The following is a 13503-nucleotide window of genomic DNA, read 5'->3' as shown; positions in this document are numbered from 1 at the left end:
GCTCATGCGTGGAACAAGCAATATTGTCACTATTAGGTCAATTGCCGCGCATTGGGGGCTTCTTACCGCCCTCACACCGGACTCTTCTCCTCCTGCGGCGCCCCGCTCACCACCCGGGATTACGGTCCAGTGCGTGCACTTGGCAGAAACACAGCAGGTGACACCCGACCGGCGGACACAGTCGGCGGTGTCCGCCGCCCCGGGGGATCCCGGAGATCCCGAGGGTCCCGGAGCCCCCGCCCCGTGGCATCGCGTCCTGACCCTCCTCGCCGACATCGGCCTGTTCATCGGCACCCGGTCGGTGTGGACGCAGGCGGCGACGCACCACCTGGTCCTGGCGGCCCTGATCTCCCTCTGCTACGCCTCGATCCTGGTGACCGGCGTACTGACGCTGACGGTCCGCAGGACCCGGTCGCTGGCCCGCCTGGACCTGCTGGTCCTGGTCACGGCGGTGACCCTCGCCCTGTGCGCCTGGGCCCTGAACCACAACGGCGGCGACGAGGGCGCCCTCACCACCCAGGCCGCCAGGGAACTCGTCGCCGGCCACGCCGTCTACGGGCAGCCCTGGCCCTGGCTGTTCCACGGCACGGGCATCGCCCTCACGCCGACGATAGGCGGCGGCTACGACTACACGTACGGCTATCCCCCGCTGGCCCCGCTGCTCACCGTCCCGCTGCTGTGGCTCGGCCACTCCGGCGCCCCGGCGACCGCGGTGTGCACGGGTGCGCTGATCGCCGGCACGGTCACCCTGTGGCGGATGCTCCCGGTGCCGTGGCGGTCCGCGGCGACGCTGGCCTGCCTGGGGTTCGGTTTCCTGTCGACGTACGCCCGGGTCGGCTATCCGGCGATCATCGGGCTGGCCCTGCTGATCCCGGTGGTGGTGCGCTGGCCGCGGACCGGCGCGGGCGGCCGGCTGGGCACGGCCGGGATCGCCCGGGCCGCGTGCCTGGGCGCCACGTGCGCGGCGCAGCAACTGCCGTGGTTCGTCACGCCGTTCCTGCTGGCCGGGATCTACGCGGTGCGGCGCGGGGAACTGGGCGGCCGGGCGGCCGCTCTGCTGGTCCTGCGGATCGTCGGCGTCGCCGTGACGGTCTGGCTGCTGATCAACACGTACTTCATCGTGTCCGAGCCCGGCCGCTGGCTGGGCGGGATCGCGCTGCCGCTGACCCAGGGCGCCGTGGTGCACGGCCAGGGCCTGGTGGACGTCACGCTGTACTTCACGAACGGCAGTGACCGCATCGCCTGGTACTCGCATGCCAGCATGCTGCTCGCGGCGGCCCTGCTCGCCCTGTTCGTGCTGTTCGTACGGCGCCTCGGCCCGGTCGCGACCGTGCTGCCCTGGCTCGCCTTCTTCCTGGCGACCCGCTCCCAGGACGGCTACTACCTGCTGATGACCCCGCTGTGGCTGGCGGCCGCCGTCACCGCGCCCCTGCCGGAGTTCGAGCGCGCCTGGCAGCCGCGCCCGGCCTTCCTGACCGGGCCCCGCCGCCGGCCCGTCCTGGTCGCGACGGTCGTCCTGCTGTTCATCCCGGCCCTGGTGAGCGCGGCCCTCGCGGTGTCCGGCAGGCCGCCGCTGCGGATGGAGATCACCGCCCTGCGCCGGGCCGAGCGGTCGGCCGCGGTGGTCCGTGCGATGACGCTGAAGGTGGTGAACACCGGGAGCGCCCCGCTCACCCCGCACTACACGCTCACCACCGGCCAGGGCATGAGCAGGTACTGGCTGCTGATGCGGGGTCCGGCGACGATTCCCGGGCACGGCACGGCGAGCATCGAACTCCGGCCGCCGAACGGCCGGTTCGCCATCCCCGCCAAGCCGGGCACCCGGATCCGGCTGCGCGCCTTCACGGCGGATCCGCAGACGTTGTCCAGCCAGGACGTCGAACTGCGCAGGACGGTCGGGTAGCAGCCGTTCACACAAAAAAACCCGCGGGACGCGGAAGGACTGCTCAGGCCGCCGCGCGCGTGAAGCGGAGGGTGGCGGTCACCGTGGTCGGGCCGCCCATCATGCCCATCTGGTTGAAGGTGACCCCGAACTCCTCGCGCACCACGGTGAACTCCACCTCCAGCGTCAGCCCGTCGGCGTCCGCCGAGACCAGCTTCGCGGTGGCCTGCTGCGGCCTGCTGATGCCCCGGACGGTCAGCTGACCGTCGACGTGCACCGCGTCGCCCGCGCCCCGCTCGGCACCGCGCACCGCGAAGGTTATCTCCGGGTGGTTCGCGGCGTCGAAGAAGTCGGCCGAGCGCAGGTGGTCGTCGCGCTTCTTGTTCTTGGTGTCCAGGGAGGCCGCGTCGATCGTCAGGCTTCCGGTGGCACTGCCGTCGGCGGCGACCTCGCCCCGGCCGGTGACGCCCGTGAAGGTGCCCTTGACGGCGACCAGGCCCCAGAAGGTCTTGTGCCGGACGGCGACGGCGGAGGCGGTCGGGTCGAGCTGCCAGAGGCCGGTTTCCACGGTGACGGTCATGGCCGTGCTCCGATCGATTGATGGTTCAAATTTGGATGACCTCACGCTAGCCCAATATCCAAATTTGAACAACAGGTAGACTCGATGCCATGGCCGCCGCCCAGGAACACCCCGCAGAGCTGCCCGAATGCCCGTCCCAAGCGGGCGGTGGGCTGCTCCCGGACGAACTGCGCGCCTGGATGCTGCTGCTGGCCGCGACGGGCGCGGTGGAGCAGCGGCTGCGGTCGGTCGTGAAGGGGACGCTGGACGTCTCGCACGACGAGTTCCTGATCCTGTGCCTGCTGGCCGAGCAGCCGCGCGAGGGCCTGCGGATGACCCGGATCGCCGCGCTGCTGGGCCGCCCCAAGACCCGCCTCACCTACCAGATCGCCTGCCTCCAGCACGCCGGCCTGGTCACCCGCAAGGCCGTCTGCGACGACAAGCGGGGCATCGAGGTCGCCCTCACCGACAAGGCCCGGGGCCTCCTCAAAGACGCCTCCGGCGCCCTCGCCGAGACGGTCGGGCAGGCGTTCGCCCACGTCATCGGACCGGAGCAGCGCGAGGCCCTGTGCGCGCTGATGCCGGAACTCGCGGACGACCCGCTCTGACCACACGAATTTGGTCACTGCACCCGTGGGAGGCTCAGGTCACAACCACGGAGAGGGCAAGGTCACAGCCCCGTCACCCGTGCACTTTTGGCGGTCTGCCCTAGCATCCGAGCATGACGGTCCTGCCTGACGACGGGCTCTCACTGGCCGCCGAGTTCCCTGACGCGACGCACGAGCAGTGGCAACACCTCGTGGCGGGTGTGCTGCGCAAGTCGGGCAGGGAAGTCTCGGGCGAGGCCGCTGAGGACGCTCTGTCCACGACGCTGGAGGACGGGCTGCGCACCCGTCCCCTCTACACCGCGCGCGACACGGCGCCCGACCCCGGCCTGCCCGGCTTCGCGCCGTATGTGCGCGGCGGCCGGCCCGAGGGCGGCACCGGGGGCGGCTGGGACATAAGGCAGCGGCACGCGGCCGCCCCCGACGGCGCGGTCCTGACCGATCTGGAGAACGGCGTCACCTCGCTCTGGCTGCTGGTCGGCCAGGGCGGCATCCCGGTGTCCGGCCTCGCCGGCGCCCTCGACGGCGTCTACCTCGACCTGGCCCCGGTCGTCCTCGACGCCGGCCATGAGACGGCGGAGGCGGCCGCCGAGCTGCTGCGGCTGTACGCCGAGAAGGGCGTCGATCCCAAGGCCGTACGCGGCAACCTGGGCGCCGACCCGCTCGGGTACGAGGCGCGTACCGGCACCGCCCTCCCCTTCCCTCCCGTCGTCGAACTGGCGCGGCGCTGCGCCGAGGAGTTCCCGGGGCTGCGCGCACTGACCGTGGACGCGCTGCCGTACCACGAGGCGGGCGGCTCGGCCGGGCAGGAGCTGGGCGCCTCACTGGCCACCGGGGTGGCCTACCTCCGGGAGCTGACCGAGGCCGGGATGGGCATCGAACAGGCCCTCGGGCAGCTGGAGTTCCGGTACGCGGCGACCGCCGACCAGTTCCTGACGATCGCCAAGCTGCGCGCGGCGCGCCGGCTGTGGGCGCGGGTCGCCGAGGTCAGCGGGGCCGCCGACGCGGGCGCCCAGGTGCAGCACGCGGTCACCTCGCCGGTGATGATGAGCCGCCGCGACCCGTGGGTGAACATGCTGCGCACCACGGTCGCCACGCTCGCCGCCGGGGTGGGCGGCGCCGACGCGGTCACCGTGCTGCCGTTCGACCACGCGCTCGGCCTGCCGGACGCGTTCGCCCGGCGCATCGCCCGCAACACCTCGACGATCCTGGTCGAGGAGTCGCACCTGGCCCGGGTCATCGACCCGGCGGGCGGTTCCTGGTACGTGGAGCGGCTCACCGACGAACTCGCCCACGCGGGATGGGAGTTCTTCCGGTCCATCGAGCGGGACGGCGGCCAGGCGGCCGTGCTGCGCTCCGGCCGGCTGCGCACGGACCTCGCGACGACCTGGGCGGAGCGCTCCAAGAAGCTCGCCAGGCGCCGCGAACCCATCACCGGTGTCAGCGAGTTCCCGCTCCTGACCGAGAAGCCGCCGGTGCGCGAACCCGCCCCCGAGCCGCCGTCCGGCGGGCTCCCCCGGGTGCGCCGGGACGAGGCCTACGAGGAGCTGCGCGCCCGCTCGGACGCGCACCTCGCGGCGACCGGTGCCCGCCCCCGGATCTACCTGGCGACGATCGGCCCGGCCGCCGCCCACACCGCCCGCGCCGGTTTCGCCGCCAATCTCTTCCAGGCCGGCGGCATCGAACCCGTCACCGAGGGCAGCTTCGAGGAGAGCGGCGCCACCGAGGCGGTGCTCTGCTCCAGCGACGCGCTCTACGCCGAACAGGCCTCGGGAACCGCCGAATCGCTGAAGGCGGCCGGTGCCCGGCACGTGTTCCTCGCGGGCCGGGGCGAGTACGCCGGCATCGACGCGTACGTCTTCGCGGGCTGCGACGCCGTGGCCGTGCTGTCCGAGACCCTTGACCGCATGGGAGTGTCCTGATGGGAATCCCCGACTTCTCCGGCATCGAGCTGGGGACCCCCGTCGCCGAGGGCGGTGACGCGGAGTGGCGTACGGCCGTCAAGCACGCCACCGGCGGCGAGGCCCCGGTGTGGGAGACCCCGGAGGGCATCGGGGTCAAGCCGCTCTACACCGGCCGTGACCTGGAGGGCCTGGACTTCCTCGGGACGTACCCGGGCATCGCGCCGTATCTGCGCGGCCCCTACCCGACGATGTACGTCAACCAGCCCTGGACCATCCGCCAGTACGCGGGCTTCTCCACCGCCGAGGAGTCCAACGCCTTCTACCGGCGCAACCTGGCGGCCGGTCAGAAGGGCCTGTCGGTCGCCTTCGACCTGCCCACCCACCGCGGGTACGACAGCGACCACCCGCGGGTGACCGGTGACGTCGGCATGGCGGGCGTGGCCATCGACTCGATCTACGACATGCGCCAGCTGTTCGACGGGATTCCGCTGGACCGGATGACCGTGTCGATGACGATGAACGGCGCCGTGCTGCCGGTGCTCGCGCTGTACATCGTGGCGGCGGAGGAACAGGGCGTACCGCCCGAGAAGCTGGCCGGGACCATCCAGAACGACATCCTCAAGGAGTTCATGGTCCGCAACACCTACATCTATCCGCCGAAGCCGTCGATGCGGATCATCTCCGACATCTTCGCCTTCACCTCGCAGAAGATGCCGCGCTACAACTCCATCTCGATCTCCGGCTACCACATCCAGGAGGCCGGTGCGACGGCCGATCTGGAGCTGGCGTACACCCTCGCGGACGGGGTCGAGTACATCCGGGCGGGACGCGAAGCCGGCCTGGACGTGGACGCGTTCGCGCCCCGGCTCTCCTTCTTCTGGGCGATCGGCATGAACTTCTTCATGGAGATCGCCAAGATGCGCGCGGCCCGGCTGCTGTGGGCCAAGCTGGTCGGCCAGTTCGAACCGCAGAACACCAAGTCCCTCTCCCTGCGCACCCATTCGCAGACCTCGGGCTGGTCGCTGACCGCGCAGGACGTCTTCAACAACGTCACCCGTACGGCCGTGGAGGCGATGGCGGCGACCCAGGGTCACACCCAGTCGCTGCACACCAACGCCCTCGACGAGGCCCTCGCGCTGCCCACCGACTTCTCGGCGCGCATCGCCCGCAACACCCAGCTGCTGATCCAGCAGGAGTCGGGGACGACACGGGTCATCGACCCCTGGGGCGGCAGCGCCTACGTGGAGCGGCTGACCTACGACCTCGCGCGCAAGGCCTGGGCGCACATCCAGGAGGTCGAGCAGGCGGGCGGGATGGCGCAGGCCATCGACGCCGGCATCCCGAAGCTGCGCGTGGAGGAGGCGGCCGCCCGGACGCAGGCGCGGATCGACTCCGGGCGGCAGCCGGTGATCGGCGTCAACAAGTACCGGGTGGACAGCGACGAGCAGATCGAGGTCCTCAAGGTCGACAACTCCTCGGTGCGCGCCCAGCAGATCGAGAAGCTGCGGCGGCTGCGGGCGGAGCGGGACGACATCGCGTGCCGGGCCGCCCTCGACGCGCTGACCCGGGCGGCCGACGGCGAGGGCAACCTGCTGGAGCTGGCGGTGAACGCGGCCCGCGCCAAGGCGACCGTCGGCGAGATCTCCGACGCCCTGGAGAAGGTGTACGGCCGGCACGCGAGCCAGATCCGTACGATCTCCGGTGTGTACCGCAACGAAGCCGGCGAGTCCCCGAACGTGGACCGCACCCGGGCCCTGGTCGACGCCTTCGACCAGGCCGAGGGGCGCCGTCCGCGCATCCTGGTCGCCAAGATGGGCCAGGACGGTCATGACCGCGGCCAGAAGGTGATCGCGACCGCCTTCGCCGACCTCGGCTTCGACGTCGACGTCGGCCCGCTGTTCCAGACCCCGGAGGAGGTCGCCCGCCAGGCGGTCGAGGCGGACGTCCACGTGGTCGGCGTGTCCTCGCTGGCGGCCGGCCACCTCACCCTCGTACCGGCGCTGCGCGAGAAGCTCGCCGAGGAGGGCCGGGCGGACATCATGATCGTGGTCGGCGGGGTGATCCCGCCGCAGGACGTGCCGACCCTGCTGGAGATGGGCGCCACGGCCGTGTTCCCGCCCGGGACGGTGATCCCGGACGCGGCCTACGACCTGGTGAAGCGGCTGTCGGCGGAACTCGGGCACGACCTGTGATCGATGTCGACGCCTATGTGAAGGGTGTGCTCGACGGAAAGCGCGCGGTCGTCGCCCGCGCGATCACCCTCGTCGAGTCCACCCGGCCACAGCACCGGGTGCTGGCACAGGAGCTGCTCACCGAGCTGCTCCCGCACAGCGGCCGGGCGCGGCGGATCGGCATCAGCGGGGTGCCGGGCGTGGGCAAGTCGACGTTCATCGACGCGTTCGGAACCATACTGACCGGGCTCGGCCACCGGGTCGCCGTGCTCGCCGTGGACCCGTCGTCCACCCGGACCGGGGGCTCGATCCTCGGCGACAAGACGCGGATGGAGCGGCTGTCGGTCGACCCGGACGCCTTCGTCCGCCCCTCCCCCAGCGCGGGCACCCTCGGCGGGGTCACGAAGGCGACCCGGGAGTCGATGGTGGTCATGGAGGCCGCCGGGTACGACGTGATCCTGGTGGAGACCGTCGGCGTCGGGCAGTCCGAGACGGCGGTCGCCGACATGGTCGACTCCTTCCTGCTGCTCAGCCTGGCCCGCACCGGCGATCAGCTCCAGGGCATCAAGAAGGGCGTCCTGGAGCTGGCCGACGTCATCGCCGTCAACAAGGCGGACGGCCCGCACGAACGTGACGCACGGTCCGCGGCACGGGAGCTGGCGGGCGCGCTGCGGCTGATGCACGGCAGGGACGCGTTCTGGACGCCGCCGGTGCTCAGTTGCAGCGCACGTGAGTCGACGGGGTTGGATGTCGTCTGGGAGCGCCTTGAGCAGCACCGGGCGCTGCTCGACTCCACCGGGCGGCTCGCCGAGAAGCGCCGCGAGCAGCAGGTCGGCTGGACCTGGTCGATGGTGCGGGACGAACTGCTCGGCCGGCTGTCCGCCCATCCGGCGGTGCGCGCGGCCGCCCCCGACCTCGAACGGCAGGTCAGGGACGGCACGTTGACGGCGACGCTGGCCGCCGAGCGGATCCTGAAGGCGTTCGGAGAATCCCCCGACGCGCCTCAGGCCAGCTGACCCTGGAGCGCCTCGCGGGCCCGGGCCACCCGGGACCGGACCGTGCCCACCGGGCAGTCGCTGACCTCGGCGGCCTCCGCGTACGGCAGCCCGACGAGCTGGGTGAGGACGAACGCCTCCCGCCGCTCGGCGGGCAGCGCCGCCAGCAGATCGAGCAGCGCGACCCCGTCGTCGAAGCCGGGCAGCCCGGACGGCTGGGCCCGCTCCACGGCGAGCTGCCAGTCGGGGACGTCCGCCGAGCGGGGCCGGGCGGCGGCGCGCCGATGACTGTCCACGACCGCCCGGCGGGCGATCGACAGCAGCCAGGACCGGGCCGAACAGCGGCCCTCGAAGCGGTGCAGACTGCCCAGCGCGCGCAGGAACGTGTCCTGGGCGAGGTCGTCGACCGCCTGCGGGTCGGCGCACAGATGGGCGACGTACCGCAGCACGTCGCGGTGGAGGGCCCGGACGAACGCGTCCACGGCGACCGCGTCTCCGGAGCGGGCCGCGAGCGCCCAGGCCGTGATCGACTCGTCGCGTTTCTCGTGCGGCGCGGGGCGTGCGGGCAGGACGGAAGTGATCACTCGGTGTCCTTGTGAGAAAGGTGAGGGGGAAACGGCCGGCCCTGGTGCGTGCACGGGCGTACGGCCGCCGTGTTCGTCCGGGACGCGCACGGGCGGCCCCGGAACACCAGCTGTCGTCAGGCGACAGCCGTCCGCACGGGCGGACCCCGGGAAGTGATCGCGTGGACGAGGAGCAGCAGCCGCGGCGCCCGGTCCGAGCGGCGGCGGAGCGGGCGGGGGCGCGGCCGCTCGGGTGCGGCGGGCAGGGCGAGGAGCAGGCGCAGCGGTGTGGTGAGGCGGCCGGCGACGGCCCGCAGGATGCGGAAGACGGCGCGTTCGCCGTGGCCGAGCCAGAGTCCGCACAGCAGCGCGGCGAGGAGGTGGGCGGCGAGCATGCCGGTGGAGGCCGTGCCGCCGGTGCCGAAACCCAGGTACGCGACGGGGGCCAGGTGGGCGGGACCCATGTTCATGCCGGCCATGTCGCCGGCCATGTCCATATGCGTGGCGGCCATGGGGACCCGCTGGGACGTGAACGCCTGGGCCGTGGAGAAGCCGCTGTGCAGGGCCGTCTGGGCGCCGACCGCGGCGGACACGACCAACGGCAGCCCGCGTTCCCGTGTGGCCAGGGACCAGCCCAGGGCGCCGGTGGCCAGGAGGCCGGCCGCCAGGGCCCAGCCGGGCACCGGGCCGCCGGACATCAGGACGTGGCCCAGGGCGGCGAGCAGCACGCAGACGGCCGCGAACACCGCGGCCCGTAACGTGCGCGCACACCACCCTGCTGTCATGGCGCATCATCCTGGCAGCCGGCGCCGGTCCATCAGGGAGGCGCACGGCGATCCACAGGTGGCGTGTCCAACTCACAGGTGAGGTGGGCCGGCTCACAGCCGACGGCGTTCCCCGCGCCGCCCGCGGGGCCCCGCCCTCATATTGGCTTGCCGCCGGTCGGTCCGCTCGGATAGGAAACTCGCATGCTTAAGGGCAGCAAGGTCGGGCTCAGGGCCCGGCACGAGGAGGACATCCCGGTCCTGCAGGCCGAGCTCCACGACGACGTGGTCAACCACGCGCGGGCCCAGGGCCGGCCGTGGCGGCCGATCACGCCCGGCTCGAAGGCCGCGCAGTTCGTGGTGGACGACGAGGAGGAAGGGCACGTCCCGTTCTCCGTGGTGGAGCTGGACGGCGGCACGCTGGTGGGCAGCGCGGTGCTGTGGGGCATCGACACCCACAACCGGTCCGCTCACATCGGGCTCGGGCTGCTGGCGTCCGCCCGCGGCAAGGGCTACGGCACCGACGTGGTCGCCGTGCTGTGCCACTACGGCTTCGTCGTACGCGGCCTGCACCGGCTGCAGATCGAGACGCTGGCGGACAACACCGCGATGCTCCGCTCCGCCGGACGCAACGGCTTCGTCCGCGAGGGCACACTGCGCTCCGCGGCCTGGGTGATGGGCGAGTTCCTGGACGAGGTACTCCTGGGCCTCCTCGCCGAGGACTGGAAACCGGCCTCGGGGAGCTAGGCCGCGCCGGGCCCCAGGACGGCTTGGTCTTCCGGGCCGCGCCGGGGGCTGTGCGCCGGGCGGTGGACCCCGCGCGCACTTCCGGCCACCTCGCGGCGCACGCCCGGACGCGGTGCGCGGACGGTCATCTGGGACGGAGATGACTGACATCCCGGTCCATCGCCCTCTGAGGGGAAGCATGGCGGGCGGTGAAGCGCTCTGCAGGATGAGAGTCACAGCTCCTGTGAGGAAGGTCCCCGTGTCCCAGTCGTCGTCCGAAGTCCGCTCCCCGCGCCGGAAGTACGCCGCCGAGCCCGCCCACGGGGTGCCGGGCTGGCTGATCGCACTGTTCGCCGTCGCCTCCGGTATGACGGTCGCCAACCTCTACTACGCCCAGCCTCTGCTGTCCGAACTGCGCGGTGTCTTCCACATCGGCGAGGCCACCGCGGGTCTGCTGATCACGCTCACCCAGGTCGGCTACGTGATCGGCATGGTCTTCCTGGTCCCGCTCGGTGACCGGCTGGAGAAGCGGAGCCTGATCACCGCCCTGCTGACGGTCACCACGCTCGCCCTGGTGGCGGCCGGCCTCGCGACCGGGTTCCCCATGCTGCTGATCGCGTCCCTGGTCAGCGGTGCCACGTCGGTGGTGGCCCAGATACTCGTCCCGTTCGCCGCGAGCCTGGCGCCCGACCACGCCCGGGGCCGGATCGTCGGCCGGGTGATGAGCGGCCTGCTCACCGGCATACTGCTGTCCCGCACGCTCAGCAGCCTGGTCTCCAGCGTGGCCGGCTGGCGGGTCGTCTACCTCGGCTCGGCCGTCCTGATGGCGCTGCTGGGCGTGGCCCTGCGGCTGGCCCTGCCCCGGCACGCGCCGACCACGTCCGTGCCGTACCACCATGTGCTGCGCTCCACGGCGGCGCTGGTGCGCACGCACCCCGTGCTGCTGCGCCGCGGCCTCTACCAGGCGGCGATGTTCGGTGCCTTCAGCGCCTTCTGGACCACCGTCTCGTACGTCCTGACCGGGCCGTACTTCCACTACTCCGCCGTCGGTGTCGGTGTGTTCGCGCTGGTCGGAGCCGCCGGTGCGGCCGTGGCGCCGCTCGCCGGACGCTGGGCGGACCACGGGCTGACCCGGAAGATGACCGGTGCCGCGTTCGCGCTCGCCGCGCTGGCCTTCGTCATAGCCGGCTTCGGTCAGCACAGCGTGCTCCTGATCGCCCTCGGGGCCGTCGCGCTGGACGCGGCCGTCCAGACCAGCCTCATCCTCGGCCAGCACACCGTGTACCAGCTCGACCCCCTCGCCCGGGCCCGCCTCAACAGCGCCTTCATCGCGATCTTCTTCATCGGCGGCGCCCTCGGCTCGCAGTTCGGCTCGATCGCCTACCGGGCCGGCGGCTGGAGCGCGGTCAGCCTCTTCGGGGCGGTCCTGCCGGTACTGGCGCTGCTGTACTGGCTGACCGAGCGCCGGCCGAGCGCGAAGCGCTCGGCGTGACGCCGTGCGGCCCGTACCGGGGAACCGCGGGCCCGGTTCCCCGCCGAGCCGGCCGACACTCCCCCGGTCCGCGCCGGAGGGAGCCGGCGCCTGCCTAGGATGCAGCGAAGATCGCCGCCCCGCCGAAGCGGGGCGCTGTGCCGGTGGGAGCGGATGATGGACCTACGGCAGATGGAAGTCGTCGTCGCGGTGGCCGACGCGGGCGGGTTCACGGCGGCTGCGCGGCGGCTGCACGTGGTCCAGTCCGCGGTCTCCGGCACGGTCCGCGCACTCGAACGCGAGCTGGGCACCCCGCTGTTCACCCGGACCACCCACCGGGTCGGGCTCACCCCGGCCGGCGAGGCGTTCGTCCCGGCGGCACGGCATGCACTGCGCGCCGCCGAGCTGGCCCGCGAGGCCGTCGACGCGGCGAAGGGGGAGCTGCGCGGCCGGGTGACGGTCGGCACGATGCAGGGGGTCTGGGCGAACCTGCACCATGCGCTGGCCGCGCTGCGGTCGGAACACCCGCGGGTGGTGGTGCGGTTGCGGCAGGCCGCGGTCATCGACCTCCGGCAGGCACTGCGGGAGGGCACGGTGGACCTGGCGGTGGTGGCGCTGGACCGCCAGCAGCAGCGCGGGCTGGTGACCAGACTGCTGTCCCACGAGGAGATGGTGCTGGTGGCCTCGCCCCGCCGGAGCCTCACCGCGAGCGGCCCCGAGGGCACGGTCGACCTGGCCGACATCGCCGAGCTGCCGCAGGTGGAGTTCACCCCCGGCTGGGCGATCCGCGACGCGGCCGACCGCGCGTTCCGGGCGGCCGGCGTCGAACGCGCCACGACCTTCGAGGTCAACGACATCGTGGCCGCGTCCGAACTGATCCGTAACGACCTCGGCGTCTGCATCATGCCGCCGACCATCGCCCACCGCTTCCCGGACCTGACCACCTACCGCTTCACCCGTCACGCACCGAGCTGGAAGGTGATGGTGGTACGCCCGCCCGGCGAGCCCCCGGCCGCCGTCGCGGCACTGCTGCGGCACATGACCTGATCCGGCACTCCGGCCGGCGCATCGCGGGCCGGCTCCCCGAGCCCGGACGCCCCCGGCGGCACGGCGAGCGCGGACCCACGGCACGGCGCGCGCGGGTGCACGGCACGGGGCGAGCGCGGGAGACCGGCGCCACGCACACGCGGTACCTCGGCGCCGCCCGCAGGACACCGGCCGGATACCGGCCTTCGGCCCCACGGGGCACCGGCACCACGGGGCACCGGCACCACCTCGCGGCGGGTTCGGTGCCGCGAGGTGGCCGGAGGTGCGGAAGCCGTCAGAAGGTGTCCGCGTCGGGGATCACGTGCATCGCGGCCTCCTCCGCCGACGCCCCGGCGCCGTCCAGGCCGCGGTCGGAGGCGAACAGGTCGGTCTCGGTGTTCTCGTGGGCGCCCTCGTCCGGTGCGACGAGCCGACCGGCGCGGCCGTCGCCGACCTCGTCGTCGAGGAGTTCGCCGTCCGTGTCCAAGGCGTCACCGATGTCGTCGCCCTCCAGGACGGCGATGTCCGGCACCTCCTCGGCGAGCCGCTCGTCGAGGGTCTCCCCGCGCTGTCCCTCCGCCGCCGTGACGCCCGTGTGCTCCACGGCCCAGGGCCGCTCCGGCGGCGAGTAGCCCTCGTCCAGGGCCTCCTCGCCGGCCCGGTAGTCCAGGGTGTCCGACGCGTCCAGCAGACCCGCGTCGTCCTGCACCTCCGAACCGTCCGGCTGGTAGACGTCGTCACCCATCGCCTCGTCGGTCATACGTGCTCCATCGTCGCTCGGGCCATCTGTTCGATCCGGCCGTCATCGGAAAGGTTAGGAGGTCGGGCGGAGGTCCG

The 13503-nt window shown here is 72.7% G+C and carries 12 protein-coding genes; 8 read left to right on the top strand and 4 right to left on the bottom strand.

Going from position 1 to position 13503, the window contains the following annotated elements:
* Nucleotides 1-187: 187 nt before the first annotated feature.
* Nucleotides 188-1903: a hypothetical protein gene (locus ACFWXC_RS27540; RefSeq protein WP_384483052.1), complete on the top strand. Its 1716-nt coding sequence runs from the start codon at nucleotides 188-190 to the stop codon at nucleotides 1901-1903.
* A gap of 43 nt (nucleotides 1904-1946) precedes the next feature.
* Here ACFWXC_RS27540 and ACFWXC_RS27535 read toward each other — a convergent pair whose 3' ends face one another.
* A complete protein-coding gene (locus ACFWXC_RS27535) occupies nucleotides 1947-2462 on the bottom strand; it encodes a YceI family protein (protein ID WP_384482940.1) in 516 nt (171 codons plus the stop codon).
* 89 nt (nucleotides 2463-2551) lie between these two features.
* Here ACFWXC_RS27535 and ACFWXC_RS27530 point away from each other — a divergent pair, with 89 nt between their 5' ends.
* From ACFWXC_RS27530 to meaB, 4 genes are all read left to right on the top strand, one after another.
* A complete protein-coding gene (locus ACFWXC_RS27530) occupies nucleotides 2552-3049 on the top strand; it encodes a MarR family winged helix-turn-helix transcriptional regulator (protein WP_384482939.1) in 498 nt (165 codons plus the stop codon).
* A gap of 113 nt (nucleotides 3050-3162) precedes the next feature.
* Nucleotides 3163-4968: a methylmalonyl-CoA mutase family protein gene (locus tag ACFWXC_RS27525; RefSeq protein ID WP_384482938.1), complete on the top strand. Its 1806-nt coding sequence runs from the start codon at nucleotides 3163-3165 to the stop codon at nucleotides 4966-4968.
* Nucleotides 4968-7142 carry a methylmalonyl-CoA mutase gene (scpA, locus tag ACFWXC_RS27520; RefSeq protein WP_384482937.1) on the top strand — a complete coding sequence of 725 codons (2175 nt, stop codon included), beginning with the start codon at nucleotides 4968-4970 and terminating at the stop codon, nucleotides 7140-7142. Before ACFWXC_RS27525 ends, scpA begins: the two co-directional genes overlap by 1 nt.
* Complete coding sequence (gene meaB, locus ACFWXC_RS27515) at nucleotides 7139-8137, top strand: methylmalonyl Co-A mutase-associated GTPase MeaB (protein WP_384482936.1); 999 nt, start codon at nucleotides 7139-7141, stop codon at nucleotides 8135-8137. The genes scpA and meaB overlap by 4 nt, the downstream gene beginning before the upstream one ends.
* Here the strand turns inward: meaB and ACFWXC_RS27510 are convergent.
* Both ACFWXC_RS27510 and ACFWXC_RS27505 read right to left on the bottom strand, forming a co-directional pair.
* Complete coding sequence (locus ACFWXC_RS27510; protein WP_384482934.1) at nucleotides 8125-8700, bottom strand: sigma-70 family RNA polymerase sigma factor; 576 nt, start codon at nucleotides 8698-8700, stop codon at nucleotides 8125-8127. The genes meaB and ACFWXC_RS27510 overlap by 13 nt on opposite strands.
* A 116-nt stretch (nucleotides 8701-8816) precedes the next feature.
* Nucleotides 8817-9464, bottom strand: a complete 648-nt coding sequence (locus ACFWXC_RS27505) for a hypothetical protein (protein ID WP_384482932.1) — start codon at nucleotides 9462-9464, stop codon at nucleotides 8817-8819.
* Between the two features lie 183 nt (nucleotides 9465-9647).
* Here ACFWXC_RS27505 and ACFWXC_RS27500 point away from each other — a divergent pair, with 183 nt between their 5' ends.
* The 3 genes from ACFWXC_RS27500 (at nucleotide 9648) to ACFWXC_RS27490 (ending at nucleotide 12687) form a co-directional block, all read left to right on the top strand.
* Nucleotides 9648-10190 carry a GNAT family N-acetyltransferase gene (locus tag ACFWXC_RS27500; protein ID WP_384482930.1) on the top strand — a complete coding sequence of 181 codons (543 nt, stop codon included), beginning with the start codon at nucleotides 9648-9650 and terminating at the stop codon, nucleotides 10188-10190.
* A gap of 238 nt (nucleotides 10191-10428) precedes the next feature.
* Nucleotides 10429-11661 carry an MFS transporter gene (locus tag ACFWXC_RS27495; protein ID WP_384482929.1) on the top strand — a complete coding sequence of 411 codons (1233 nt, stop codon included), beginning with the start codon at nucleotides 10429-10431 and terminating at the stop codon, nucleotides 11659-11661.
* A gap of 171 nt (nucleotides 11662-11832) precedes the next feature.
* Nucleotides 11833-12687 (top strand): LysR family transcriptional regulator, encoded by an 855-nt coding sequence (locus tag ACFWXC_RS27490; protein WP_384482926.1) that lies wholly within the window; start codon nucleotides 11833-11835, stop codon nucleotides 12685-12687.
* A gap of 274 nt (nucleotides 12688-12961) precedes the next feature.
* Here ACFWXC_RS27490 and ACFWXC_RS27485 read toward each other — a convergent pair whose 3' ends face one another.
* Nucleotides 12962-13426, bottom strand: a complete 465-nt coding sequence (locus ACFWXC_RS27485; protein ID WP_384482924.1) for a DUF5709 domain-containing protein — start codon at nucleotides 13424-13426, stop codon at nucleotides 12962-12964.
* Between the last annotated feature and the right edge of the window lie 77 nt (nucleotides 13427-13503).

The sequence above is a fragment of the Streptomyces sp. NPDC058683 genome, assembly GCF_042716195.1.
GTDB lineage: Bacteria > Actinomycetota > Actinomycetes > Streptomycetales > Streptomycetaceae > Streptomyces.
Note: the sequence above shows the minus strand (reverse complement) of the source record. Positions and strands in the feature narration are given on the sequence as shown.

Bases quoted from the DNA above. Each gene is read 5' to 3' on its own strand.
- ACFWXC_RS27530 (WP_384482939.1), top strand. From the start codon at position 2,552: ATGGCCGCCGCCCAGGAACACCCCGCAGAGCTGCCCGAATGCCCGTCC.
- ACFWXC_RS27525 (WP_384482938.1), top strand. From the start codon at position 3,163: ATGACGGTCCTGCCTGACGACGGGCTCTCACTGGCCGCCGAGTTCCCT.
- ACFWXC_RS27490 (WP_384482926.1), top strand. From the start codon at position 11,833: ATGGAAGTCGTCGTCGCGGTGGCCGACGCGGGCGGGTTCACGGCGGCT.
- ACFWXC_RS27485 (WP_384482924.1), bottom strand. From the start codon at position 13,426: ATGACCGACGAGGCGATGGGTGACGACGTCTACCAGCCGGACGGTTCG.
- scpA (WP_384482937.1), top strand. From the start codon at position 4,968: ATGGGAATCCCCGACTTCTCCGGCATCGAGCTGGGGACCCCCGTCGCC.
- ACFWXC_RS27535 (WP_384482940.1), bottom strand. From the start codon at position 2,462: ATGACCGTCACCGTGGAAACCGGCCTCTGGCAGCTCGACCCGACCGCC.
- ACFWXC_RS27505 (WP_384482932.1), bottom strand. From the start codon at position 9,464: ATGACAGCAGGGTGGTGTGCGCGCACGTTACGGGCCGCGGTGTTCGCG.
- ACFWXC_RS27500 (WP_384482930.1), top strand. From the start codon at position 9,648: ATGCTTAAGGGCAGCAAGGTCGGGCTCAGGGCCCGGCACGAGGAGGAC.